Here is a 24,066-nt window from a genome sequence, read left to right as displayed (position 1 = left end):
CCGATCATTGCAGATGGTTGAGTGCGATATCGATGATGTCGAAGTTGCGTAAGCGTGCCCGCTCGCCGACCGATTTCGCGACCGGCTGATTGAACAGAAGCGGCACGATCTGTTCGGCAAGGCCGCCATGCGAGCGCAACGGGACATCGAGGCCGGACAGATCGTGCTTGATCCGTCGCGTGCCGAGCACCACGTCTTGCGTCGAAATCACGATGAGGTCGCCCATGCGCGCAGGCGGAAGTTCGAAGCGCGCGCAGCCTTCGGCGCCCGTCAGCACCAGTTCGATGCCGGGTTCCGCGGCGAGCCGGCGGCGCGTTGCTTCGAGGTCGGCCGAGGCGGGAAGATAGACCGTCGCGAACGATCCGAGTGCACCGTGATGCACGACGTAGGGGTCCGTGATCGGCAGGATCACGCGGGCAGCGTCCTCGCCGAGCCACTCGTCGAAGCGCTCCTGCAGATAGATCACGTTGGGCTCGCCGTCTTCGTTGTGCTTCGCATTCATCCCGTGATCGGCGGTGAGCGCGACGATCGCACCCAGCTCGTCGAGCCGCTGCAGGTAGCCGTCCATCATCTGATAGAACGCGTTGGCGCCAGGGGTGCCCGGAGCGCACTTGTGCTGCACGTAGTCGGTTGTCGACAGGTACATCAGGTCGATATCGCGAGTTTCGAGCAGGCGCACGCCGGCCGCGAATACGAACTCGGACAGCTCCGCGCTGTAGACGCTCGGCACCGGCTGGCCGACCAGTTCGAGCAGATTGTCGATGCCGTTCTCTTCGAGCGTCGCTTCGTCAGCTTTCTCCGCCGAGAAGCAGATGCCCTTCAGGCCTTTGCCGAGTAGCCGGCGCAGTTTGTCCTTTGCCGTGACCACCGCAACGTGTGCGCCCTGTTCGGCGAAACCGGCGAGCACGGTAGGGGCGACCAGGTACTTCGGATCGTTCATCAGCACCTCGGTGCCGCTGTCGCGATCGAAAAAGTAGTTGCCGCTAATGCCGTGCACCGCGGGCGGCACGCCGGTCACGATCGACAGGTTGTTCGGATTCGTGAAGCTCGGCACCACGCATTCGCCCTTGAGCGACGTGCCGGGACGCAGCAACGTGGCCAAAAAGGGCGCGACTCCCGCCGCGGCCGCCATCTCCAGATATTCATACGCGCAGCCATCCACGCAGACCACGACGACGGGTCTGCGCATCCAGTTGTAGCTGCGGCCGTTCACTTCAATGGAAACCGGTGCTTCGCTCATGACATGTCCTTTTGGCTAGGGTAAGTCGGGTAATGACGGTGTGGCGTTATGTGGCAAAGTGAGGCAATACTTGACATTAAAATTGATGCTTTGTAGATTGTCAACAACAGACAACAAATCGCAAATCATCAACCGCAGTCATCAGCAGTTGCTTAAGAGGGTTGCAACACACAGTCGTCCCGTAGCACCGGTCGTTTTCGTCGCTGGCCGCGACGCCACTTTCTCAAGGGGTCTGGAAATGAAGGAACAGTCGGGGTTTAAAGCTTGTAGAGGTCGTCTGAATATGGCGTTGCGCTGTCTGGTCGCCGCCACCGTCACGCTCGGCGCTGTCCAGTTCGCGCAGGCAAAAACGCAGTTGCTGGTCTATACGGCGCTCGAAGACGAAGCGATGAAGCCATACAAAGACGCGTTCGAAAAGGCCAACCCGGATATCGAAATCCGCTGGGTGCGCGATTCGACGGGCGCGGTCACGGCCAAGCTGCTCGCCGAAAAGAACAATCCGCGTGCCGACGTGGTGCTTGGGCTTGCAGCCTCCAGCCTGACGCTGCTCGATCTGCAGGGCATGCTGATGCCGTACGCACCGAAGGGCTTCGACAGCCTGACGCGCAAGTACAGCGATATGAACACGCCGCCGCACTGGGTCGGCATGGACGTGTGGGGTGCGACGGTCTGCTACAACCGCGTCGAAGCGGAGAAGCGCCATTTGCCTAAGCCCACGTCGTGGGAAGACCTGACCAAGCCGGTCTACAAAGGCATGATCGTGATGCCGAGTCCGGTGTCATCAGGCACCGGCTATCTGGATGTGACGTCCTGGCTGCAAACCTTCGGCAAGGACAAGGGCTGGCAGTACATGGACGCGTTGGACAAGAACGTCGCGCAATACGTGCACTCGGGTTCGAAGCCCTGCACGCTGGCGGGCACCGGCGAATTTCCGATCGGCATCTCATTCGAATTCCGTGGCCACGAGTTGCAGGCGCAAGGTGCTCCCATTGACCTGATCTTTCCGAAGGAAGGCTTGGGCTGGGACATGGAAGCCACCGGCATTATGAAAACGACAAAGCAGCCGGACGCGGCCAAAAAACTCGCGGACTTTATGGCCAGCAAGGAGGCCAATGAAATCACCGCGCAGTGGTGGGCGATCGTTGCGTACCCGGGTGTTGCGAAGAAACTCTCGGGCATCCCCGACAACTATTCGGAACTGCTCGTGAAGAACGATTTCACATGGTCCGCAAAGAACCGCGACGCAATTCTCGAAGACTGGCAAAAGCGCTACGGCAACAAGGAACAAAAGTAAGACCGGGTTCAGCCGGGTCTTGACGAGGAGCGCCGGGGCGCGCGCTGCGTGACCCCCGAACGACGCAGCGACACAGCGCACGGCAGTGCGTCGCGCCACGTCGACATGCAAGCGGAAGCGGAGGAGCAGATGACAACGTATTTGAGCGTAGAGCGGGTCTACAAGCGGTTCAACGACACGCCGGTTCTGGAGGACATCAATCTTGGCGTGAAGAAGGGAGAAATGCTTTGCTTCCTCGGGCCGTCGGGATGCGGCAAGACCACTTTGCTGCGCATCATTGCCGGACTCGAAACACAGAGCGCCGGCCAGATCACGCAGGACGGCCGCGATATTTCGCGGCTGCCGCCTCAGCTTCGCGATTACGGCATCGTGTTTCAGTCGTACGCGCTGTTTCCGAATCTGACCATCTTCGACAACGTCGCCTATGGTCTCGTGAATCGCAAGATGAAGCGCGCGGCGATCGCCGATCGAGTGAACGAACTGCTTGCCCTGGTCGGTTTGCCGGATGCGCAGAAGAAGCATCCGAACCAGTTATCCGGTGGGCAGCAGCAGCGTATCGCGCTGGCGCGTGCGCTCGCCACGTCGCCGGGTCTGCTGTTGCTCGATGAGCCGCTGTCTGCGCTGGATGCGCGTGTTCGTGTGCGACTGCGCCAGGAAATCCGTCAGTTGCAGCAGCGCCTCGGCGTGACCACGATCATGGTGACGCACGACCAGGAGGAAGCGCTATCCATGGCCGACCGGATCGTGGTGATGAATCAAGGTGTGATCGAGCAGATCGGCACGCCGCACGAAATCTATCGCGAGCCGGCCTCGCCGTTCGTTGCCGATTTCATCGGCAAGGTCAATCTGATTCCGGCCGAGGTGGCACGCGATGGCAGTCTCAAGGCAGGCTCCATCGCACTGCGCTACGGGTGCGGATCGGAGCGCGCGGCGCTGGGTTCAAAAGTGTCGGCGTTCGTGCGCCCGGAAGACATCCACCTCAGCGCGCCGGGCAACGAGGCGGACAACCTGCTGCCCGCCTCAGTCGAAAAGCTGGAATTCCTCGGTGCGTTCTGCCGGGTCAGCTTCAAAGTGGATGGGCTCGGCGAGCAGGAGATCGTCGCCGATCTGTCGTTTCACGAAATGCATCGCACCCGCCTGCAGCCAGGGTCGCGTTTCAATCTGGCTATCAACCGCGAACACGTGTGCGTCTTTTCCGCCGCGAAGGAGCGACTCCAATGAGCGCCGTTCTGATCGAGCGCCGCAGCGGCGAGGAAGGTCACGCCGAGGTGCGCCAGAAGAGCCATTGGCATGACCGGATCGCGCAGTTGGCGCTTGTGTTGATGTCCGCGTTTCTCGGCGTATTTCTGCTATTGCCGCTGGCCTTGGTCATCGGCAAATGCTTCGTCGATGCGGATGGCCATTTCGTGGGACTAGCCAATTTCACCGGCTATCTGGTGAATTCCGGCGTGTGGACGTCGACACTGCATTCGGTCACGGTGGCCTGCCTCGTGACGGCGATCGTGATTCCGATGGCCTTTACGTTTGCGTACGCACTGACCCGCTCGTGCATGCCGATGAAGAACGCCGTGCGCACGGTCGCGCTGCTTCCGCTGCTAGCGCCGACGTTGCTGTCCGCTGTGTCGTTCATCTACTGGTTCGGCAACTCGGGCATCCTGAAGCCCTTGCTTCACGGGCATTCGATCTATGGTCTGCCGGGCATCGTATGCAGTCTGGTGTACGCCGCGTTTCCGCACGTGCTGATGATTCTCGTGACGGCGCTATCGCTGTCCGATGGGCGCTTGTACGAGGCCGCCGAAGCGATGGGCACACGCCGCGCGCGCAAATTCTTCACGATCACGCTGCCGGGCGCGAAGTATGGCCTGATCAGCGCGACGATGGTGTCGTTCACGATCTGTATCAACGACTTCGGCGTGCCGGTTGTGATCGGCGGGCCTTATTCGGTGCTCTCCACGGACATCTATAAGCTCATCATCGGCCTGCAGGATTTCAACCGTAGTGCGGTGGTCAGCCTGCTGCTGCTCTGTCCGGCGCTGGTTGCTTTCGCTGTCGACTTCTTCATTCGCCGCAAGCAGCAATCACAACTCGGCGCGCGCTCGACGCCTTACCAGCCGAAGCCCGCACGCGGCTTCGACATCGCGATGCTCGGGTACTGTGGCTTCGTTTGCCTGCTGCTGTTGGCGGTGGTCGGCATTTCGGTGTTCGCTTCGTTCGTGAAGTTCTGGCCGTATCAGATGAGCCTCGGCTTGCAGCACTACAAGATGGGGTTGATCGGCGCGGGGATTTTCGATGCGTACAAGAACAGCCTGAAAATGGCCGCATGCGTGGCGATCGGCGGCACCATCATCGTGTTCGGCGGCGCGTATCTGGTGGAGAAGACACGTGGACCGCGCTGGTTGCGCGGTTTTATCAATCTGTGCGCGATCCTGCCGATGGGCGTGCCCGGTCTCGTGCTCGGCATCAGCTACATCTTTCTGTTCAACTCGCCCGCTAACCCTTTGAACGGTCTTTACGGCACGCTCGCGCTGCTCGCGATCGTTACGGTGGTGCATTACTACTCGTCAAGCCACTTGACTGCGGTCACCGCGCTTCGTCAGATCGACAACGAGTTCGAAGCGGTCTCGGCTTCGCTGAAAGTGCCTTTCTACAAGACGTTTTTGCGCGTCACCGTGCCTGTATGCCTGCCGTCGATCCTGCAGATCGCGCGTTATCTGTTCGTCAACGGCATGACGACGGTGTCGGCGGTCGCGTTTCTCTATTCACCCGACACGCAACCGGCCTCCGTCGCCATTCTCAATCTCGACGACGCCGGCCAGATTGGACCCGCCGCGGCGATGGCCACGCTGGTCCTCGTGACGGCGGCGTTCGCCTGCGTACTGTTTGCCTGCGTATCGCATGGCGTATTGCGTAGAACCCAGGCATGGCGCACCACGCGCCGTGGCTGAAACAAGTCTTCATCAAGATCGATAAGGAGCTACTGTGAATCTGCCTTCCCAGCCCATTCTGCTCACTCCCGGTCCGCTCACGACCTCAGACCGCACGCGTCAGGCGATGCTGCGCGACTGGGGATCGTGGGACGGCGATTTCAATCAGATCACCGCCCGTGTCCGCCAGCAGACGCTGCGCATCGTGCATGGCGAAGACACGCATGAATGCGTGCCCTTGCAAGGCAGCGGCACGTTCTCGGTGGAAGCTGCGATCGGTACGCTGGTGCCGCGCGATGGACATGTGCTGATACCGAACAACGGTGCGTATTGCCAGCGCATCGCGAAGATTTGCAGGGCGCTCGGCCGCCGTCATCAGACACTCGATTATCCCGAAGACACGCAGGTCAAAGCGGCTGACGTCGATCGTGCGCTAGCGGCTGATCCGAGCATCACGCACGTCGCGCTCGTGCATTGCGAAACCGGCGCCGGCGTGCTCAATCCGCTGCATGAGATTGCCATGGTTGTCGCAAAGCACGGCCGCAGTCTGATCATCGACGCGATGAGTTCATTCGGCGCCATCGACATCGACGCGCGCCAAACACCGTTCGACGCAGTCGTGGCCGCTTCCGGGAAATGTCTTGAAGGCGTGCCGGGTATGGGCTTCGTGATCATCCGCCGCAGCACGCTGGAGCAATGCGAGGGCAACAGCCCCTCGCTCGCCATGGATCTGTACGATCAATGGGTCTACATGAGCCGCACCACGCAGTGGCGTTTCACGCCGCCTACCCACGTCGTCGCGGCACTCGATCAGGCAATCGCGCAATACGTGGAAGAGGGCGGTCTCGAAGCGCGCGGCGCACGTTATGCGAGTAATTGCCGCGCGCTGATCGAAGGCATGGCGGCGCTCGGTTTTCGCACCTTTCTCGACCCGGCGATTCAGGCGCCGATCATCGTCACGTTCCATGCGCCTGATGATCCCAACTACGACTTCAAGACGTTCTATACGGAAGTGAAAAAGCGCGGCTACATCCTGTATCCGGGCAAGCTGACCCAGGTGGAAACATTCCGTGTCGGCTGTATCGGGCACTTTGGCGATAGTGGCATCCCCGGCGCGATCGCCGCGATCGCCGATACGTTGAAGGCCATGGGAGTCAAGCAGGTGTCGGCCAAAGCGTTAGCCTGAGTCTGAGTGACTTGCGCATGTCCACCGGCGAGGTCTTCTTTCCGTTGGCGCGGGGAGAAGTCCTTCCTTTCGCCGCGTGGCGTTAAACCGTTGTATCAATGTGAGCAATTCATGCGTCCGTTCTGGATTGAACAAGCACTCTTCGCCGATGGTTCACTGGCGCCCGCACTGCAAGGTGCGACGACGGCCGATGTCTGCATCGTGGGTGGTGGTTTCACCGGTTTGTGGACCGCCATCCAGGCGAAGCAGAGGAAACCCGATCTCGACATCGTGATCATCGAGAGCGATCTGTGCGGCGCGGGCGCCAGTGGCCGCAACGGTGGCTGCCTGCTGACATGGTCGACGAAGTTCTTCACGCTGCGGCGTCTGTTTGGCGAGGCCGAAGCGATCCGGCTGGTGAAAGCGTCCGAAGCGGCCGTGGGACGGATTCGCGATTTCTGTATCGAGCACGCGATCGATGCCGAGCTTCGGTTGGACGGCACGCTCTACACGGCGACCTCGCGTGCGCAAATCGGCCTGCTCGATCCGGTGATCGCCGCACTGAGTGAGCATGGCATCAATTCGTACCAACATCTCGCGCCGGACGAAGTGGCGAGCCGTTCCGGTTCGGCGCGCAATCTCGGCGGCGTGTATTCGCCGGTCGCGGCAACGGTGCATCCGGGCAAGCTCGTGCGCGGATTACGGCGTGTCGCGATTGAAATGGGCATTCGCATTTACGAACGCACACCGATGCTCGACTTCACCTCCGGCAAGCGTGTGACCGTGCGCACGCCGGCTGGCAGCGTCACGGCGCCTAAACTGGTACTCGCGATCAATGCGTGGATGGCGAGCCGTTTCAAGCAGTTCGAGCGCACGCTTGCTGTGGTTTCCAGCGACATGATCGTCACCGAGAAATGCCCGGAGTTGCTGCAACAAATCGGCTTGAAAGACGGCGTTTCGGTGCTCGACTCGCGGATCTTCGTTTACTACTATCGCAGCACGGCGGATGGCCGTCTGATGCTCGGCAAGGGCGGCAATACGTTCGCCTGGCGCGGCCGGATCGCGCCCGTGTTTGATCAGCGCTCGCCGTATGAAGCGGATCTGACGCGCAGCCTGCACGATTTCTTCCCGGCGTTGCGCGACGTGCCGGTGACGGCGAGCTGGAATGGTCCGTCGGATCGCTCGGTCACGGGCTTCCCGTTTTTCGGCAGACTCGACGACGCGCCGAACGTGCTCTATGGCTTTGGTTATTCAGGCAACGGCGTTGGGCCGACCTATATGGGCGGGCAGATTCTGTCGTCGCTGCTGCTCGAACTCGACAACGAATGGACGCGCAGTCCGTTGACGAAGGGACCGTTGGGCTATTTCCCGCCCGAGCCGATCCGGTACGTGGGTTCGATTACCGTGCGCGACGCGATTCGGCGCAAGGAGCGCGCGGAAGACGAAGACCGGCAGCCCTGGCTGGTCGATCGCTTGCTTAGCAAGTTCGCCAATGCCGCGGGGAAGTCGGATAAAGCCTAGTGTAATGACGGTCCCGCTGCGCTGAGCGCGGGGCCGCGTGCGCGGCCGTCAGGCCCTGTTTCAGGCGTTGCCCGTGTTGCTGCTATTATCGGCAGACGCTGCCCAGTGCTCGTGGGCACGCCTCATTCTCGCGAGTCCGTGCGCGACGTGTTCGCGCACGAGCGCAACGGCGCTTTCCGCATCGCCCTTAGCAAGTGCGTTGACGATTTTCTCGTGCTCCGTCACCGACGTCGCCAGCGCGCTCTTTTCCGATTCGATTGCGGCCTGACGCAGCAAACCAAGCTGGCGAACGAGATGCCGATAGGTTTCGATCAGGTGCTGGTTGCCGACGCCCGTTACCATTGCATCGTGCAACTGGACGTTCAATGCCGTGTAGCGCGTGAGATCGTGATCCTTCTTCGCCGCTTTCATCGACGTAATGATGCCTTTGAGCGTGGCGAGCGTTTCAGGCGTCATTCGATTGGCCAACGAGCGGGCGACCGATTCGTCCAGCATGGCGCGAACTTCATAAATCTCTTCGGCCTCGCGTAGCGACAGCGCGCGGACCGTGACACCGCGGTTTTTCTCCGTCTTCAGCAAACCTGCCTGTTCCAATGCGCGGAACGCCTCGCGCAGTGGCCCGCGTGACACATTCAATCGTGTGGAGACTTCGACTTCGTTCAATTTCTCTCCCGGGGCGAATTCCCCCGAGACGATGCTGCGTTCGAGCATTTCCTGCACTAGCGTCGCAAGGGAATGCCGCTGCAGCAGTTCGATGGCGCTAGACGTGGTTGACGTGGTCATGATCGGCGATTAGAACAAAGGATGGGACAACAGACCGTGCGCTTCTTTGACCATAGCCTGCCAGCTTGTCTATTGTCAACAATCGTCAACACCCGGAGAAATCCATGTCCTCACTCACCGCCGATAACGGCATCGTCACTGTGCCCACGCAACGCACGGTCGAACAAGCCGCCGACGCACTCGCCTCGCTGATTCAAGCGAAGAACATCATCCTGTTCGCGCGCATCGATTTCGCGGCGGATGCGCAACGCGCGGGGCTTGCGATGCCGCCGTCACAGTTGCTTGTATTCGGAAATCCGCGGGCGGGGACGCCGCTGATGCAGGCCGTGCCGAGCGTGGCGCTCGATCTGCCTCTCAAGGTGCTGGTGTGGCAGGACGGTGACGGTGGGGTGTGGCTCTCGTATAACGCAACGAGTTATCTGCAGGCGCGGCATGGCGCGCCTGCGGAGTTGATGAAAGCTATCGACGGCATCGGTGCGCTCGTGCAGGCCGCCGCGGCCGGCTGAGCGCACGCATCGTTATGCGTCGTTACTCGGCGCCGCGAACGATACGCAGATCGCGTTCTACACCGTCGCCGAGCGCTTCAAGTGCTTTCTTGTAGGCGTCGCTTTCATAGGCGGCAACGGCCTGCTCGTAGGTCGGAAACTCGATCACGACGGTCCGCTCCTTCAAACCTTGCTCATGTGCTTCTTCGGCGACGCCGCGCACGATGAATTTGCCGCCGGCGGCTGCCACCGCGGGCGCTGCCAGTTGCGCATACGCGGCCAGTTTCGACGGGTCCTTCGTCGCGCGGTATGCGGTCACCCAATATCCCTTGCTCATGTGAATCTCCTGGTTTTGCGGCGTGAAAGTAGTGGTCGCGTTGCAAAGCAACGACGCGGGAATTATGTCATTTATCGGCATACGCATTGATGCACGTGGCGGATATTGAAGCTCAGCCGCAGCGCAAAAACTGCCCGTATGTCATCTCCTCACGCGATCGCATGCCGGTTCTGCATGTGAGTCCTGCGTGCCCCCGACGCGCTCGAATCCAGAAATACGATCGCCCGCGCGTTCTGATCGATTCGATCGTTCCGGTGATCAAATCGAAAAAAAATCTTGCAAACGACTGATTCGATCATTATATTGACTGAACCGGTCGTTTTGGATGAGCAAACCGCTCACACTCGCGAATCCCGACCGTCTGCAAATGGCCGAAGCGCCATGCCCTGCCATCAAGAAAAATCACGGAGACACAATTGAAGAAGCGTTCTTTCCAGGTCCTGGCCACATTGGGCGTACTCGGTGCGGCCACGACCGGCGCACACGCACAGAGCAGCGTTACTCTGTATGGATTGATCGACACATCGCTCGTCTATTCGAACAGCCAGAAAGGCCATTCGAATATCCAGATGTCGAGCGGCACGTTGTCTGGCAGCCGCTGGGGATTGCGTGGTCAGGAAGATCTGGGTGGCGGCCTGAGCGCGCTGTTCGTGCTTGAGAATGGCTTCAGCAGCACGACGGGTACGCTCGGTCAGAACGGCCGCGAGTTCGGACGTGCAGCCTATGTCGGGTTGAGCGGCGGTTTCGGTAAGGTGACGGCGGGGCGGCAGAACGACACCTCCGCTGATTTTCTGGGTGCGCTGACGGCGGCAAATCAGTGGGCGGGTGGTCTTGGCGCTCATCCGGGCAATACTGACAACCTCTACGTGAATGAGCGGATCAGCAACAGCGTGAAGTTCACCAGCAACGACTACGCGGGCTTTCGCTTTAGCGGCCTGTTCAGCTTCGGCGGGACAGCCGGCGACTTCTCGAATAACCGCGTATGGGGGCTCGGCGCCACCTACGCGAACGGTCCGTTCGTGGTCGCAGCCTCGTACGTGAACGCAACCACGCCGAACACCGGACTATTCGACGGCACTGCCGGTGCGGCGGCGATTTCGCCGAACAACACGCCGATCTATTCCGGCTACGCGTCCGCGCGTACGCTTCAGATAGCGGCAGTGGGCGGCGCATACACGTTCGGCGCGGCCACGTTCGGCCTGATTTACTCCAACTCGAAGTTCAAGGATCTGGGCTCGGGCGCGGCCTCCGCACCGGTGGCGCGTTTTGTCGGCGATACCGCAACGTTCGATAACCTCGAAGCCAACTTCCGCTATCAGTTGACGCCTGCCACGCTGCTCGGTGTGGCGTACAACTACACCCGTACGCACGGCGCCGGCGACGCGCATTACAACCAGGTGAATGCGGGCGCCGACTACTTCCTGTCGAAGCGCACGGACGTCTATCTGAGCGCCGGCTGGCAAGCGGCGAGCGGTATCGATTCGACCGGGCACGCGGCGACCGCGGCGTTGTGGCCGATTGCCGCTTCGAGCACGTCGCACCAGTTCGTCACGGCGCTTGGGCTGCGTCACAAGTTCTGAACGATTCGAGCAATTTGATCAAACAGGAAGGCTTAGCGGAAAAGCTCAAGCCTTCTTTCGTAGAAGTGGAGTCGAGCATGACAGTTTTGTTCAAGGGGATCATTCCCGCACTCATCACGCCGATGACGGCAGTGGAAGACGTCGATGAAGCCGGCTTACGCACGCTGATCGAGCGTCTGATCGAGGCAGGGGTGCATGCGCTGTTCGTGCTCGGCACCAATGGCGAATTCATCGCGTTGAACGAAGCGGAGAAGCTGCGCATCGCGAAGATCGCAGTCGACCAGGCGCGCTCGCGGGTGCCCGTGATTGCCGGCACCGGCGCGTATGCCACGCGCGACGTAATCGATCTGAACAGCAAGATGCTCGACGTGGGCGTGGATGCGGTGTCGGTGATCACGCCGTATTTCAACGGCGCGACGCAGCAGGAACTGTTCACACACTATGAGCGGATCGCGCAAGCCACCACTCTGCCGGTGATGCTCTATACGATTCCCGCGAAGGCCGGCGTCACGTTGACCATCGACACGGTGCGCCGCCTGTCCGAGATTCCGAACATTCGCGGCATCAAGGACAGCGGCGGCGACTTCGATCGTCTGTTGCAATTGATTAATCTGCGCCGCGATGACTTCGCGGTGTTTACCGGCACCGACTCGATGATTCTATGGTCCCTGATCGCTGGCGGTGACGGTGCGGTGGCCGCGACCACTAACGCGGTGCCGGGTGTCGTCACGTCGATCTGGAAGCACTTTCAAGCCGGCGATATCGCGGCCGCCCGTAAGGCACAGGAGTCGTTGCGTGCGCTGCGCGACGCATTCGCGCTCGGCACGATGCCGGTGGTACTGAAGACCGCAGCGGAAATGCTCGGCATGCCGGCAGGCCCCGCGCGTTCGCCCGCGCAGCCGCTCGACGCCGGCGCCCGTGCCCGGCTCGAACAGGCGCTCGCGGTGTACCGCGATTCACGCTGAAACGCGCTGAAGCGCATCGGCTACACCATTCAATCGCCAACGACCTACCGCCATGACCACGACCTATCACTTCCAGACCGTCAAGCACATAGTGCACGGCGCGCACAGCCTTGACCTGCTGGCGGACAAACTTGCCTTGCTCGATACGCCGGTCAAACGCATTGCCTTGATCACCCAGCCCGCGATGGAAGCGCTCGGTGTAATCGATCGCGTGATGGCTGCTCTCGCCGAGAAAGACATCGAAGTACTGATCGTGCGCGATGTCGAACCCGAGCCGACCATCGGCAACGTGGAAAGCGTGTTCAGAGAGCAGATCGCACCGTTCGCGCCGCACGCGATCCTGTCGATCGGCGGCGGCAGCGTGCTCGACGCAGCCAAACTGTTTGCCGTGCGCTTGACCAATGAGCAGCCGCTGCGCGAATGGCTCGGCATCGATTTGATCAAGAAGCCGGGTGTGCCATTGATTCTCGTGCCGACCACCGCGGGCACCGGGTCGGAAGTGACGCCGAATGCGATCGTCACATTGCCGGACGAGGCGCTGAAGGTTGGCATTGTGAGCCGGCATCTGCTGCCGCAACTCGTGATTCTCGATGCCGCCCTGACGCTGAAATTACCTAAGGCGATCACCGCGGCGACTGGCATGGATGCGTTTGTACACTCGCTCGAGTCGTATATCTCGACCAAGGCCAATCCGATCAGCGACATGTTCGCGATGGAATCGATGCGGCTGATCGGCGCGAACATCATCGAAGCCTACGGGAACGGCGAGTCGATCAAGGCGCGCGAAGCCATGATGCTCGGCTCGATGTACGGCGGTCTCGCCTTGACGGCAGCCGGCACGGCTGCGGTGCATGCCCTCGCGTATCCGCTCGGCGGTATGTTCAACATTACGCACGGTGTGGCGAATGCGATGTTGCTGCCGCATGTCATGGCCTTCAATATGGATGCATGCGCGGGCCGTCTCGCTGATGTTGCGCATGCCCTGTCGCTCGGTGCACACGACGATGATGAGCAAACTGCCGCGCGCAAGCTGATCGAGCGCATCAATGAATGGACGTCGGCCGTCGACATTCCCCAGGATCTGCGCCAGTTTGGCGTCAGTGAAGACGATCTCGATGCGCTCTCAGTGGCAGCGGCGAAAGTCAAACGGCTGCTCGGCAATAATCCGAAGCCGCTTTCGCTCGAGGACATGAAGGCGATCTATCGTCGCCTGCTGCCATGAATACCGTACGCGAACGCCGCTTGCGGCTCCTGATCATCGGCGACGATCTGTCGGGCACGGCAGATTGTGCAGTGACGGGCGCGCGTCTCGGCTTGTGCAGCGTGGTGACACTAGATGCACACGTGCATTCAGCGGCTTTGATGCCCGAAGCGAGCATCACGCCCGACGTGATCGATGTACTCGCCGTCGATGCCGATTCACGCCGGCTCGACGCTACATCTGCGGCGCACCGTAACGCGGACGTGTGGCGCGAATTCGGCAACGCGGAAACGAAACTCTACAAGAAAATCGATTCAACGCTGCGCGGTAACTTTGCCGCGGAAGTGGCGGCACTCGTGCCGCTCGCCGGCATGGCAATCGTGGCGCCGGCGTTTCCGGCCGCAGGCCGCACGACACGCGACGCGCGGCAATGGCTGAACGGCGTGGCGGTGGAAGACACCGAAGTCTGGCGCAACGAAGGCATTGGCGGCGAGGCAAATCTTTCGGCCATGCTCGAGCAATACGGCGTGCGTACGGCTGCGCTGACGTTGACTGAGGTTCGTGCGGGTAACGCGGTGCTGACAGACCGGCTCGACACGTTGCGTCACGCCGGTATTCAGGCGGTGGTGTGCGACAGCGAAACGGAAGACGATCTGCAACGGGTCGCCCGCGCGTCCGCTCAATTGCGCGGCGTGTTCTGGGTTGGCTCGGCAGGGCTTGCACGCGATCTGATGAGCGCATTGAATCTGGCCGATGCTACGCGGCTCGCCGCACGGACGCATCACACACCGAGTCAGCCGGTACTGACCGTGGTCGGCAGCATGTCGAGCGTGTCGCATGCTCAGGTAGAGCGGCTTAAAACAGAAGCAGGTAGCACACTGGTTTCGTTCGAGGTCGACACGAGGACGCTGCTTGCCGAACCGCTTACGCAAGCGCATGCGAGTCTCACAGGCAAAGTCAGTGAAGCGCTTCAACAGGGGTGTCACGTTGCCGTCTCGTTGAGCCAGGTCGATCGCAGCAGCGTCGCCGATGGTCTGCTGTTTTGCCAGCGCCTCGCAGCCCTGCTCGCGCCGGCGCTGCCATTTGCCGGCGGCGTGATAGCCACCGGCGGGGAAACGGCGCGCGCGTTGTTGTCCGCTGCCGGCATTAGCCAGTTGCGGATCGTCGAAGAAATCGAAAGCGGGGTACCGCTGCTGCACGCGGATCACAACGGCCGCCGCCTTTGCGTTGTCACCAAAGCGGGTGGTTTCGGTCATCCCGATACGCTTCATCTTGCCTGGCGGAAACTCGCCGGCGTTCACCGCATCGCTCGGCCTCACGAGGCCCCCATCAAAGGACTCACCACAATGACCTATCGTCCAGTTATCGGCATCACCATGGGCGATGCTGCCGGCGTCGGCCCCGAAATCGTCATGAAGGCGCTGGCCCATGCCTCTGTCTACGAGCAGTGCCGCCCGCTCGTGATCGGCGACGCCGCGCGTCTGCGCGATGCTGGCAAACGCGCCGGCGTCGAGCTCGAAGTGCGCTCGATCAGCAGTCCGGCGGACGCCGGCTTTGAATGCGGCGTGGTCGATTGCATCGATCTCGGGCTGATTCCAGCGGACCTGCCGTACGGCAAGCTCTCGGCCGTCGCGGGAGATGCGGCGTATCAGTACATCGCGCGTACCGTCAAACTGACTTCGGCGGGCGAACTGGATGCAATCTGCACGGCGCCGCTGAACAAGGAAGCGCTGCACGCGGGCGGCCACATTTTCCCCGGGCATACGGAGATGCTCGCGCATCTGACCGGCATCGACGAAGTGTCGATGATGCTCGTCGCGCCAAAGCTGCGTGTGATTCACGTGACGACTCACATCGGGCTGCTGGATGCCATTCGCCGTATCGAACCGGGCCTGGTGCAACGGACCATCGAGAGGGCGCATGAAACGCTGGTGCGCGCCGGGATCGACAACCCGCGTATCGGTGTATGCGGGATCAATCCACACGCGGGCGAGAACGGCCTGTTCGGCTACGGCGAGGAAGAGGAAAAGATCATTCCGGCGGTGCAGGTTCTGCAGGCACGCGGCTGGGACGTCGAGGGCCCGTTGCCCGCCGATACGCTGTTTTTCCGCGCCGGCCGCGGAGACTTCGATGTGGTGGTCGCGATGTATCACGACCAGGGCCACGGCCCGGTCAAGGTGATGGGCCTCGAGGCCGGTGTCAACGTGACGGTCGGTTTGCCGGTGATTCGGACTTCGGTCGATCACGGCACCGCGTTTGACATTGCCGGCAAGGGCATTGCCGACGAACGCAGCATGCTCGAGGCGCTGAAACAGGCACTCGATCTCGCGACGCGGCGCTCCGAACTGGAAGCTTGAGCGCAACGAACCGGCAGGATAGGACCGCTGCGGCGGAAACAGATTCTCGGCCGTCGAGAAGGCGGGGACACGCCCGGCGGCCGGATTGTTCGATGCGAAGACGTCGTCAAAATATATTGGAGACACCATGGCAACTTTTGGCTACTGGGACACAGCGATCATCATAGGGATGGTCGTGATCTACATTCTTCTAACCAGCTGGTTTAGCGTCAAGCTGCGCAGCCGTAATTCCGAACAGTTCATGGTGGCGTCGCGCTCGATGCCGGCCGTGGTCGTCGCGGTGTTGCTAATGTCGGAATTCATCGGCGCGAAGTCGACGGTAGGCACCTCGCAGGAAGCGTTCAGTGCGGGTATTGCGGCATCGTGGTCGGTGATCGCCGCGTCGATTGGTTTTCTGTTCTTCGGCCTGTTCATGGCCAAGCGTCTCTACAGTTCAGGCGAATTCACAATCTCCGGCTTCATTGCGATGAAGTACGGCAAGCGTGCGAAACTGGTTGTTTCGGCGATCATGATCTACGCGCTATTTCTCGTGAACGTAGGCAACTATGTGAGCGGCGCGGCGGCGATTTCGACGGTGATGCGCATCAATCTGCCGACCGCCGCGGTGATCACGGCGATCGTCAGCACGGTGTATTTCGCATGGGGCGGCTTGAAGAGCGTGGCGTATCTGACCATTGTGCATAGTGCGGTCAAGCTGATCGGCATCGCGATTCTGGTCTACGTGGCGTGGCAAATGACGGGTGGCATCAAACCGATGATGGCGCAGATGCCCGAGCATTACTTCACCTGGAACGGCTCGCTCAGCAACGGTACGATCGGCGCGTGGATCATCGGCACGGCGGGCGCGATCTTCTCGACGCAGTTCATCATTCAGGCGATTTCCGCAACCCGTTCGCCAGCGGCGGCGCGCAATGCATCCCTGCTCGCTGCGGCGTTGTGTGTGCCGATCTCGCTCGCACTCGGTTTTCTCGGCGTGTCGGCCAAGTTTCTGTTTCCCAACATTAAGAGCCTCTATGCGCTGCCGGTGTTTTTGCAGCATATGAATCCGCTGCTGGCCGGTGTGGTGACGACGTCGCTCGTTGCGTCAATTTTCGTCAGCGTGTGCACGGTGGCGCTTGCTATCGCGTCGCTGGTCGTCAAGGACTTCTATGTGCCGCGCTACAACCCGGCGCCGGATGTCGAGCTGCGCATGACGCGCTGGATTTCGCTCGTAGTCGGACTCGTCCCGCTCGTGTTCGTGCTGTTCGTGCCGCAGATTCTGGCGCTGTCGTTCTTCACGCGGGCGTTGCGGCTGACGGTGTCCGTAGTGGCCCTGATCGGCATCTATCTGCCCTTCTTCAACAGCAGCCGTGGCGCTATGGCCGCGCTGATCATCGCGACGATCTCGACGACGGTGTGGTATCTGCTCGGCAATCCGTTCGGCATCGACAACATGTATGTATCGTTGGTGACGCCGGCTATCGTTATCGTGCTGGAAAAGCTGCTGTTTCCCTCGGGTTCCACGCCAGTCGGCGCGAGCGGTGAGCGGCTCCAGCATCGCGAATCACATTGAAGCGACGCAATTCAGGAGAACACCGGATGACTTCCATCCCTGCAGAAGCCCCGACCTCGACGACGTGGGACAGCCGTGTGCGTGTGGCCTATGCCGATGCACAGCGCCACGACGCGTATTTACCGTCCCCGTGCGTGCAGAATCACGCAGCGAATCTGCATGCGCTGCCCAATGGCGACCTGTTATGTGTCTGGTTCGGCGGGACACAGGAAGGTATCCCGGACGTGTCGATCTACATGTCGCGGTTGCGTGCGGGCACCGAGGTCTGGTCCGAGCCGGAGAAACTGTCGAACGACCCGACGCGCTCCGAGCAGAACCCTGTGCTGTTCACTGCCCCCGATGGCCGCTTGTGGCTGACCTATACCGCACAGTTGTCCGGACATCAGAACACTGCGATCGTGCGGCGACGTATCTCGTCCGACGGCGGCTTGACGTGGGGGCCGATCGAGACGTTGTTCGACCGCGCGGGCACCTTCGTGCGTCAGCCGATCGTGGTGCTGCCGGACGGTGCATGGTTGTGCCCGGTGTTCATGTGCCGCACCGAACCCGGCGAACGCTGGGTCGGCAACAATGACATCAGCGCTGTGCTGATCTCCGAAGACGAAGGACGCTCGTGGCGCGAGCACGAGGTGCCCGATAGCATCGGTTGCGTGCATATGAACGTGCAGTTGCTCGCCGACGGCTCGTTGCTCGCGCTGTTCCGCAGCCGGTGGGCGGACTTCGTTTATGCGAGCCGCTCGAAAGATGGCCGCACGTGGAGCGCTCCGCAAGCGACCACGTTGCCGAACAACAACTCGTCGATCCAGTTCGTGTCGCTGAAGAATGGCCATCTCGCGCTGGTGTTCAACGAGAGCGACGCGTCGCATAGCACCGGACGGCGCGCCTCGCTGTACGACGACATCGAAGATTCCGAAGACAGCGGCGCGTTGCGCGACCAGAGCGCATCCGCCAGCGGCAGCGCGTTCTGGGGCGCGCCGCGAAGCCCGATGTCGCTGGCTATTTCCGAAGACGGCGGCCACACGTGGGCGCGTCGGCGCAATCTGGAAATCGGTGATGGTTACTGCATGACGAACAATTCGGCCGAGCAGCGTAACCGCGAGTATTCGTATCCGTCCATCGTGCAATCAGCCGACGGTGCATTGCACATTGCTTTCACGTATTTCCGTCAACGGATCAAATACGTGCGCGTCGACGAAACATGGGTACGCGGCTAAAACCATCGGTGAAGCAGTAGAGGGAAGGGTCGGTTTTGAGCGGACCGGAAAGGGAGACGGCGTACGAATGGAAATTCGCTACACTAGGCACACTTTTGCGCGCGCTCATGGCGCGCTGTGGCTTAACCGGTTCCTCCGATCCAAGATCATGAAAGTTGCGAAACGCCGCGAGGCGATGCTTCACGCAGTGCTGGGCGGGATGACAGATGTCGGTACGCTGTGCGAGCACTTCGGCATGTCCGAGGCGACCGTACGGCGTGATTTGCGGGCCCTCGCGGAGGGCCGCCAGATCCTGCGCACCTATGGCGGTGCGGCGGCGGTCAGCGCGCACGAACCGGAAGCTTCGCTCGACGAACGCAGCGAGAGCTTTCGTGAGCAGAAGGACGCGATCGCACGCGCCGCGCTCGCGCATGTCCAGGAGGACGACACACTGTTTCTCGACGGCGGGACGACCACGGCGGCGCTTGCACGGCAATTGGCCGGATATCGTTCGATTCATGTCGTGACGAACAACCTCCTGGTGGTCGGCGCGCTCGCCTCCAGCGAGGTGCGGGTGACGCTGATCGGGGGCGATATCCGTTCGTCGAGCATGAGTACGCTTGGGCCGCTGGCGCAGCTTGCGCTGAGCCGCTTGAGTTTCGACAAGGCGTTTCTTGGCGCCGACGGTGTGACGGCCACGCGCGGCCTGTGCGAGGCGACCGCCGAGCAGGCGTATCTGAAGGAGTGCGTGATCCGTCAGGCGGCGAGCGTGTTCGTGCTCGTCACCGCCGACAAGCTTGGCCGTGCCAGCCAGCAGCATTGGACGCCGCTCGAGCGCGATTGGACGTTGATTACCGATAACGCGGCAGAGCCGCAGGAACTGGCCTTGTTCGACGAGCGAGGCGAGGTGACGGTGGAGACCGCGGCGGTTCGATAAGCGTGCGCGATGGCTCTCCGTGACCGATTTGTAGGGGAAACGGAGTGACAGCGAAAGCGGTTGTGCAACGGCATGCGGTGGTGACGGGTGCGTCGTCGGGAATCGGCGAGGCGATCGTTCAACGCCTGCTTGCGGATGGGTGGCGTGTAACAGGTTTGTGCCGGACACCGGCGAAGCATGACCTCGAGCACCTGACGATCGTCCCCGTCGACGTGACGGACTTTGCCGCGCTGAGGCCCATCGTCGACGCGATCGATACGTGCGACGCGTTCGTGCATGCGGCCGGATTCATGCGCACGGCGCCACTTGGCGAACTGACCGCCGCCGACGGCGCAGCCATGTGGCGGCTCCATGTCGATGCTGCCGCTTTTCTCGCCAATGCGTTGTTGCCAAAGATGTCCGCCGGCGGCCGCATCGTGTTGATCGGCAGTCGGACTGCGAACGGCGCCGCTACCCGCAGTCAATACGCGGCGACCAAAGCGGCGCTGGTCGGCATGGCCCGATCCTGGGCCGCGGAACTCGCGCCGCGTGGCATCACAGTCAATGTGGTTGCGCCAGGAGCCACCGATACGCCGTTACTCAACGATCCGGCGCGAGCCGGAACACCGCCTAAATTGCCGCCAATCGGCCGCTTCGTCAAACCGTCGGAAGTGGCCGCGCTGACCGGCTTCCTGCTAGGAGCAGATGCCGGCGCGATTACAGGGCAACAGATCGTGATGTGCGGGGGCTCGTCGCTCTAGCCCCCGACCTCGATCTGCGGCGCTTTGCCGATCCGATTCGCGATTCACGCCGAAATCGGAAGGGCTCGCGGGCCAACGTCAGCCCGCCTTAGTTAGCAAGCACCGCAGCGGATCCCTCCGCGCATATCCCCTTGCGATAACGCCCGAGCCCCACGATTCCAACCAGCGACACCGCCGAAAGCACACTGAAGAAAATCGCTAGCGGCAGCCACTCGCCCTTGTAGTTCTGCGCGAGCATCGTACCGATCAAGGGCGTCGTCCCACCGGCGATCGTCGCGCACAGTTGATAGGCAATCGAAATGCCCGAGTACCGGACTTGCGTGGGAAATGCCGGCGTCATGAAACCGGCAATGACGGCATAGACGGCGGACAGTACCACCACCGCGAGCGAGATACCCGCCACGATCGCGACGGGATTTTGCGTCTGAACGAGCAGAAACATCGGGTATGGCGTGAGCATGGATAGCAGGGCGGCGCAGGTCAGAAAGCGGGTCTCTCCAAACCGTTGAGCCAACAGCGCCGAAACCGGCTGGGACGCCAACTGGATCAGCGTGACCACAAACAGGCAATCGAGAATGAACGATTTCGACATGCCGAGATAACCGGTGACATACGAAATCATGAACGTGTTGGTGAAGAAGAACCCGGCGGAGCCGATCGTCGTGGCCATCGCCGCCATGACGATCGGATACCACGCGGTGCGCAGCACTTCCTTGACGGGCGACTTCAGCACCTCGCGATTCTTGCGAAGCTGCTCAAACTCGGGCGACTCCTTAACGCCGAGACGGATCGCCATGCCGATCAACAGCAGCACGAAGCTGGCCAGAAACGGCAGGCGCCAACCCCAGGCAACGAAGCTTGCGTGATCGAGCGAAGTGACGAGCCTGAACGACACGAGCGAAAGAATCAGTCCCGCCGGGCTACCCATCTGCGGAAAGGACGCGAAGAACGTCTTGCGGCCGGTTGGCGCGTGCTCGCTCGCCATCAATACCGCGCCGCCCCATTCGCCGCCCACGGCAATGCCCTGGAGAATCCGCAACAGCACGAGCGAAATAGGTGCCCAGATACCGATGCTGGCGTAGCCGGGCAGCAGGCCGATGCCGGTGGTGGCGATCCCCATCAGGAACATGGTCAGCAGCAGCATCTTCTTGCGACCCAGCTTGTCGCCGAGATGCCCGAACGCCGCGCCGCTCAATGGGCGTGCAATGAAGCCCACAAAGAACGTGCCGAACGAAGCCATCGTACTCAGGAAATGATTGCTGCTCGGGAAGAACACCTCGCCGAGCACGAGCGCGGCGGCCGTCGCATAGGTGTAGTAGTCGTAAAACTCGACAGCCGTGCCGATAAAAGCCGCGGTGGCGGCGCGCACGGGCTGATGAGTCTGTTCAGAAGGGGACATGGGGAATCCTGTTGTTGAACGCGCAGCGTTGGCTTGACCGCTGTCTTTATCGGTCGCCGAAATACGGCCGCCAAATTCGGATTTTTAATCTTCAGTATCAAAGCGGCTAATGCTTGGCCCGCTTATGCGTTGCCGCTTTCCTCAAAGGCGCGGAGCAGCGCGTCACGCGCGATCAGCCGTTGCGCATTGTTGCGCTCCGGGTAGTCGATCCATTCCGATCCGGCAGAGGATGGATTCGCTAGCTGCACTGCGTGTGCGTCGACGAGCGCGCGCGCTGCCTGCACGTCTTCCGCGGATGGCGTCAGCGCGCGGTGAATTGCGGGCACGTGTTCGGGAAACACGACGCTCTTCGATGCGAATCCGAGTTGCGTGGAGAGGTCCAGGTCCTGCCCAAGCACCTGCGCCGACCGGTACGTACAAGGAAGATCGATCGGCACGCAGCCGGCGGCAATACACTCGATCAGAAAGCGGCTGCGTGCGTAGAGCAGTTCGTGACCGCCCGGTGTGCGGCGCGCGCCGAGATTCGCCGCCAGGTCTTCGACCGCCAGCATGCAGCACTTTATCCGTGCACCCACCTGAAGTAGCGCTCCCAGATTGACCAGACCCTTTGCGGATTCGATAACTGGAACCACCTCCGTCGAGCCCGCCGGAATGCCCAGCTTGCGCTCGATGACGGCCAGCGCATCGTCGAGCGCGGCCAGTTGAGCCGCGCTCTCCGCGTGTGGCAGAAAAATCGCCCGTGGGGTGCCGGGCATGACGCCTTCGAGATCGGCATGGCCGTCGTGCTCCAGTTTGTTGATCCGTACCGAGCCGACCGTGCCGGCGCGAGCCGCCTCGCGTAGTAGCGTGAGGATGCGCTCGCGTGCCTGCGGCCGGTCTTGCGGCGAAGTCATCTCTTCGAGATCGGCGACGATTGCATCTGCGCCGCTTTGCAGCGCGACCGCGTGGGCTTCGGCATGGTTGCCGGGTACAAAGAGCCATGTGCGCCGGATGCCGGGTGGACGAGGCGTTTGATGCGCGTTCATACGGCCTGCCCGGCGCGGGCCAGCATCGCGTGAAGCAGCACATCCGTGCCGCGCGTGACGTCTGCCGGTAAAGCGTCTTCGGCTTCGTTATGGCTCAGGCCGTCGACGCAGGGGATAAAAATCATCGCGGTCGGACAATGCTTCGCGAGATGGATCGCGTCATGTCCCGCACCGCTGACGATGCGTTGATGTGGATAGTCGAGCGTCTCGACTGCGTTGCTGACAGCCGCAATGCAGTCCGGGTCAAACGGCGTGGATGGACTGACCCAATGCTGTCCCACCTCGACAGTCAGGCGCCGTCTTCTGGCGATGGCATCGAAGCGCTCACGCAGCGCGGCTTCCATTTTCTCGATCATCGCATCGTCGGGGTGACGCAGATCCACAGTGAACGACAGGTCCGCCGCGATCGTATTGCGCGATGCATTGCGTATGTGCAGCTCGCCGATGGTGGCAAGACCCTGCGGAAAGAAATCTGCCGCGATGCTCTCCAGCTCCGCGGCCATTTCCGCGCTCGCGAATAGCGCATCGCGGCGGTACTGCATCGGCGTCGTGCCTGCGTGCGCGGCCTGCCCTCGCACGCGCACATCGAGCCAGCGAATCGCCTGGCCGCCCGTGACGACGCCGATCGGCACGCCGCTTTCCTCGAGCACCGGACCCTGTTCGATATGCGCTTCGAAGTAGGCGTCGAAGACGATGCCGGGCACGGCGCGCGTGCCGGCATAGCCTGTCGCTTGCAATGCCTGCTCGACCGATGTGCCTGCTGCGTCACGCGTGTTCAACGCCTGGGCGAGCTGCATGACGCCTGTGAAGGCCGCTGAACCGAGCATGGCCGGCGTGAAGCGCGCGCCTTCCTCGTTGGTCTACACGACGATTTCGATGGGTTTGTCGGTTTGAATGTTCGCATCGTTCAGCGTGCGGACGACTTCGAGCGCGGCGAGCACGCCATAGACCCCGTCGAAGCGGCCGCCCTCGGGCTGAGTGTCGAGGTGGCTCCCGCTTGCTACGGGCGCGGCGTCGCTCCGTTTGCCGGCGCGCCGCGCAAAAAGATTGCCGACCTGGTCGACGGACAACGTCAGCCCCGCGTCGACACACCACTGCGAGAAAAGCGCCCGGCCTGCCGCGTCCTGTTCGGTCAATGCGAGGCGCCGCACACCGCCGCCTGCCGTGGCGCCGACAGCGGCCATGTTCATCAGGCTCGTCCAGAGCCGCTCACCATTGATCTTTAGCATCACACACTCCTGAAGTCGCGGCGTACTGACCGCGTCGGGTTCGTCGTGATGCCTTTATCCGTAATCAAAAATGATAAGTCTAATTTCTAATTCTAATCCTAAGTATAATTTTGGCGGATGATGAAACCAGTGAGGCTCA

The 24,066-nt window shown here is 61.5% G+C and carries 19 protein-coding genes and 1 pseudogene; 14 read left to right on the top strand and 6 right to left on the bottom strand.

The window, feature by feature from the left end; genetic code table 11:
- Positions 1-4: 4 nt before the first annotated feature.
- Positions 5-1,240, bottom strand: a complete 1,236-nt coding sequence (phnA, locus tag KHO33_RS12765) for a phosphonoacetate hydrolase (RefSeq protein ID WP_200566931.1) — start codon at positions 1,238-1,240, stop codon at positions 5-7.
- 283 nt (positions 1,241-1,523) lie between these two features.
- On the opposite strand from phnA, the gene KHO33_RS12760 reads away from it, so the two are divergent.
- From KHO33_RS12760 to KHO33_RS12740, 5 genes are all read left to right on the top strand, one after another.
- A complete protein-coding gene (locus KHO33_RS12760) occupies positions 1,524-2,534 on the top strand; it encodes a putative 2-aminoethylphosphonate ABC transporter substrate-binding protein (RefSeq protein WP_234480742.1) in 1,011 nt (336 codons plus the stop codon).
- A gap of 129 nt (positions 2,535-2,663) precedes the next feature.
- Positions 2,664-3,755 (top strand): putative 2-aminoethylphosphonate ABC transporter ATP-binding protein, encoded by a 1,092-nt coding sequence (locus tag KHO33_RS12755; protein WP_200566933.1) that lies wholly within the window; start codon positions 2,664-2,666, stop codon positions 3,753-3,755.
- Positions 3,752-5,479, top strand: coding sequence for a putative 2-aminoethylphosphonate ABC transporter permease subunit (locus tag KHO33_RS12750; RefSeq protein ID WP_200566934.1), 1,728 nt, complete (start codon positions 3,752-3,754; stop codon positions 5,477-5,479). The genes KHO33_RS12755 and KHO33_RS12750 overlap by 4 nt, the downstream gene beginning before the upstream one ends.
- 34 nt (positions 5,480-5,513) lie before the next feature.
- Complete coding sequence (locus tag KHO33_RS12745) at positions 5,514-6,644, top strand: 2-aminoethylphosphonate--pyruvate transaminase (RefSeq protein ID WP_200566935.1); 1,131 nt, start codon at positions 5,514-5,516, stop codon at positions 6,642-6,644.
- A gap of 111 nt (positions 6,645-6,755) precedes the next feature.
- Entirely contained in the window at positions 6,756-8,144 is a 1,389-nt protein-coding gene (locus tag KHO33_RS12740; RefSeq protein WP_200566936.1) for an FAD-dependent oxidoreductase, read from the top strand.
- Between the two features lie 60 nt (positions 8,145-8,204).
- Here the strand turns inward: KHO33_RS12740 and KHO33_RS12735 are convergent, their stop codons facing one another.
- The gene (locus KHO33_RS12735; protein WP_200566937.1) at positions 8,205-8,927 is read right to left on the bottom strand and encodes a phosphonate utilization associated transcriptional regulator; all 723 of its coding nucleotides are present in this window, start codon (positions 8,925-8,927) and stop codon (positions 8,205-8,207) included.
- Between the two features lie 104 nt (positions 8,928-9,031).
- Here KHO33_RS12735 and KHO33_RS12730 point away from each other — a divergent pair, with 104 nt between their 5' ends.
- On the top strand, positions 9,032-9,433 hold the full coding sequence (locus KHO33_RS12730; RefSeq protein WP_200566938.1) for a DUF302 domain-containing protein: 402 nt from the start codon (positions 9,032-9,034) through the stop codon (positions 9,431-9,433).
- 22 nt (positions 9,434-9,455) lie between these two features.
- Here the strand turns inward: KHO33_RS12730 and KHO33_RS12725 are convergent, their stop codons facing one another.
- Positions 9,456-9,749, bottom strand: coding sequence for a DUF1330 domain-containing protein (locus tag KHO33_RS12725; RefSeq protein ID WP_054039434.1), 294 nt, complete (start codon positions 9,747-9,749; stop codon positions 9,456-9,458).
- Positions 9,750-10,165: 416 nt separating this feature from the next.
- On the opposite strand from KHO33_RS12725, the gene KHO33_RS12720 reads away from it, so the two are divergent.
- The 8 genes from KHO33_RS12720 to KHO33_RS12685 all read left to right on the top strand — a co-directional run bounded on the left by KHO33_RS12720 (position 10,166) and on the right by KHO33_RS12685 (position 20,274).
- Complete coding sequence (locus tag KHO33_RS12720; protein WP_407946174.1) at positions 10,166-11,329, top strand: porin; 1,164 nt, start codon at positions 10,166-10,168, stop codon at positions 11,327-11,329.
- A 77-nt stretch (positions 11,330-11,406) separates the two neighbouring features.
- The gene (dapA, locus tag KHO33_RS12715; RefSeq protein ID WP_054039430.1) at positions 11,407-12,294 is read left to right on the top strand and encodes a 4-hydroxy-tetrahydrodipicolinate synthase; all 888 of its coding nucleotides are present in this window, start codon (positions 11,407-11,409) and stop codon (positions 12,292-12,294) included.
- Between the two features lie 52 nt (positions 12,295-12,346).
- Positions 12,347-13,516 carry an iron-containing alcohol dehydrogenase gene (locus KHO33_RS12710; RefSeq protein ID WP_200566939.1) on the top strand — a complete coding sequence of 390 codons (1,170 nt, stop codon included), beginning with the start codon at positions 12,347-12,349 and terminating at the stop codon, positions 13,514-13,516.
- Complete coding sequence (gene pdxA, locus KHO33_RS12705) at positions 13,513-15,852, top strand: 4-hydroxythreonine-4-phosphate dehydrogenase PdxA (protein WP_200566940.1); 2,340 nt, start codon at positions 13,513-13,515, stop codon at positions 15,850-15,852. Before KHO33_RS12710 ends, pdxA begins: the two co-directional genes overlap by 4 nt.
- A 127-nt stretch (positions 15,853-15,979) precedes the next feature.
- A complete protein-coding gene (locus KHO33_RS12700) occupies positions 15,980-17,404 on the top strand; it encodes a sodium:solute symporter family protein (protein WP_054039386.1) in 1,425 nt (474 codons plus the stop codon).
- Between the two features lie 26 nt (positions 17,405-17,430).
- On the top strand, positions 17,431-18,618 hold the full coding sequence (locus tag KHO33_RS12695; protein ID WP_200566941.1) for a sialidase family protein: 1,188 nt from the start codon (positions 17,431-17,433) through the stop codon (positions 18,616-18,618).
- Positions 18,619-18,766: 148 nt separating this feature from the next.
- Positions 18,767-19,534, top strand: a complete 768-nt coding sequence (locus KHO33_RS12690) for a DeoR/GlpR family DNA-binding transcription regulator (RefSeq protein WP_054039426.1) — start codon at positions 18,767-18,769, stop codon at positions 19,532-19,534.
- Between the two features lie 44 nt (positions 19,535-19,578).
- The gene (locus KHO33_RS12685; protein WP_054039382.1) at positions 19,579-20,274 is read left to right on the top strand and encodes an SDR family NAD(P)-dependent oxidoreductase; all 696 of its coding nucleotides are present in this window, start codon (positions 19,579-19,581) and stop codon (positions 20,272-20,274) included.
- Positions 20,275-20,362: 88 nt separating this feature from the next.
- Here KHO33_RS12685 and KHO33_RS12680 read toward each other — a convergent pair whose 3' ends face one another.
- From KHO33_RS12680 to KHO33_RS12670, 3 genes and pseudogenes are all read right to left on the bottom strand, one after another.
- A complete protein-coding gene (locus tag KHO33_RS12680; RefSeq protein ID WP_200566942.1) occupies positions 20,363-21,673 on the bottom strand; it encodes an MFS transporter in 1,311 nt (436 codons plus the stop codon).
- Between the two features lie 122 nt (positions 21,674-21,795).
- Positions 21,796-22,698 carry an HpcH/HpaI aldolase/citrate lyase family protein gene (locus KHO33_RS12675; RefSeq protein ID WP_200566943.1) on the bottom strand — a complete coding sequence of 301 codons (903 nt, stop codon included), beginning with the start codon at positions 22,696-22,698 and terminating at the stop codon, positions 21,796-21,798.
- Positions 22,695-23,927 (bottom strand): annotated as a pseudogene (locus tag KHO33_RS12670) (Zn-dependent hydrolase). Before KHO33_RS12670 ends, KHO33_RS12675 begins: the two are co-directional and overlap by 4 nt.
- Positions 23,928-24,066 lie beyond the last annotated feature (139 nt).

Origin of the sequence: Paraburkholderia nemoris (genome assembly GCF_905221015.1) — a bacterium.
Lineage (GTDB): Bacteria > Pseudomonadota > Gammaproteobacteria > Burkholderiales > Burkholderiaceae > Paraburkholderia > Paraburkholderia nemoris.
The sequence above is the reverse complement of the archived record's forward strand: the minus strand, read 5'-3'. Positions and strand labels throughout refer to the sequence as shown.

What these genes read in the sequence shown, in the direction of transcription:
- phnA (WP_200566931.1), bottom strand. Translation starts at nt 1,240, where the DNA reads ATGAGCGAAGCACCGGTTTCCATTGAAGTGAACGGCCGCAGCTACAAC.
- KHO33_RS12760 (WP_234480742.1), top strand. Translation starts at nt 1,524, where the DNA reads ATGGCGTTGCGCTGTCTGGTCGCCGCCACCGTCACGCTCGGCGCTGTC.
- KHO33_RS12755 (WP_200566933.1), top strand. Translation starts at nt 2,664, where the DNA reads ATGACAACGTATTTGAGCGTAGAGCGGGTCTACAAGCGGTTCAACGAC.
- KHO33_RS12750 (WP_200566934.1), top strand. Translation starts at nt 3,752, where the DNA reads ATGAGCGCCGTTCTGATCGAGCGCCGCAGCGGCGAGGAAGGTCACGCC.
- KHO33_RS12740 (WP_200566936.1), top strand. Translation starts at nt 6,756, where the DNA reads ATGCGTCCGTTCTGGATTGAACAAGCACTCTTCGCCGATGGTTCACTG.
- KHO33_RS12735 (WP_200566937.1), bottom strand. Translation starts at nt 8,927, where the DNA reads ATGACCACGTCAACCACGTCTAGCGCCATCGAACTGCTGCAGCGGCAT.
- KHO33_RS12730 (WP_200566938.1), top strand. Translation starts at nt 9,032, where the DNA reads ATGTCCTCACTCACCGCCGATAACGGCATCGTCACTGTGCCCACGCAA.
- KHO33_RS12725 (WP_054039434.1), bottom strand. Translation starts at nt 9,749, where the DNA reads ATGAGCAAGGGATATTGGGTGACCGCATACCGCGCGACGAAGGACCCG.
- dapA (WP_054039430.1), top strand. Translation starts at nt 11,407, where the DNA reads ATGACAGTTTTGTTCAAGGGGATCATTCCCGCACTCATCACGCCGATG.
- KHO33_RS12710 (WP_200566939.1), top strand. Translation starts at nt 12,347, where the DNA reads ATGACCACGACCTATCACTTCCAGACCGTCAAGCACATAGTGCACGGC.
- pdxA (WP_200566940.1), top strand. Translation starts at nt 13,513, where the DNA reads ATGAATACCGTACGCGAACGCCGCTTGCGGCTCCTGATCATCGGCGAC.
- KHO33_RS12700 (WP_054039386.1), top strand. Translation starts at nt 15,980, where the DNA reads ATGGCAACTTTTGGCTACTGGGACACAGCGATCATCATAGGGATGGTC.
- KHO33_RS12695 (WP_200566941.1), top strand. Translation starts at nt 17,431, where the DNA reads ATGACTTCCATCCCTGCAGAAGCCCCGACCTCGACGACGTGGGACAGC.
- KHO33_RS12690 (WP_054039426.1), top strand. Translation starts at nt 18,767, where the DNA reads ATGAAAGTTGCGAAACGCCGCGAGGCGATGCTTCACGCAGTGCTGGGC.
- KHO33_RS12680 (WP_200566942.1), bottom strand. Translation starts at nt 21,673, where the DNA reads ATGTCCCCTTCTGAACAGACTCATCAGCCCGTGCGCGCCGCCACCGCG.
- KHO33_RS12675 (WP_200566943.1), bottom strand. Translation starts at nt 22,698, where the DNA reads ATGAACGCGCATCAAACGCCTCGTCCACCCGGCATCCGGCGCACATGG.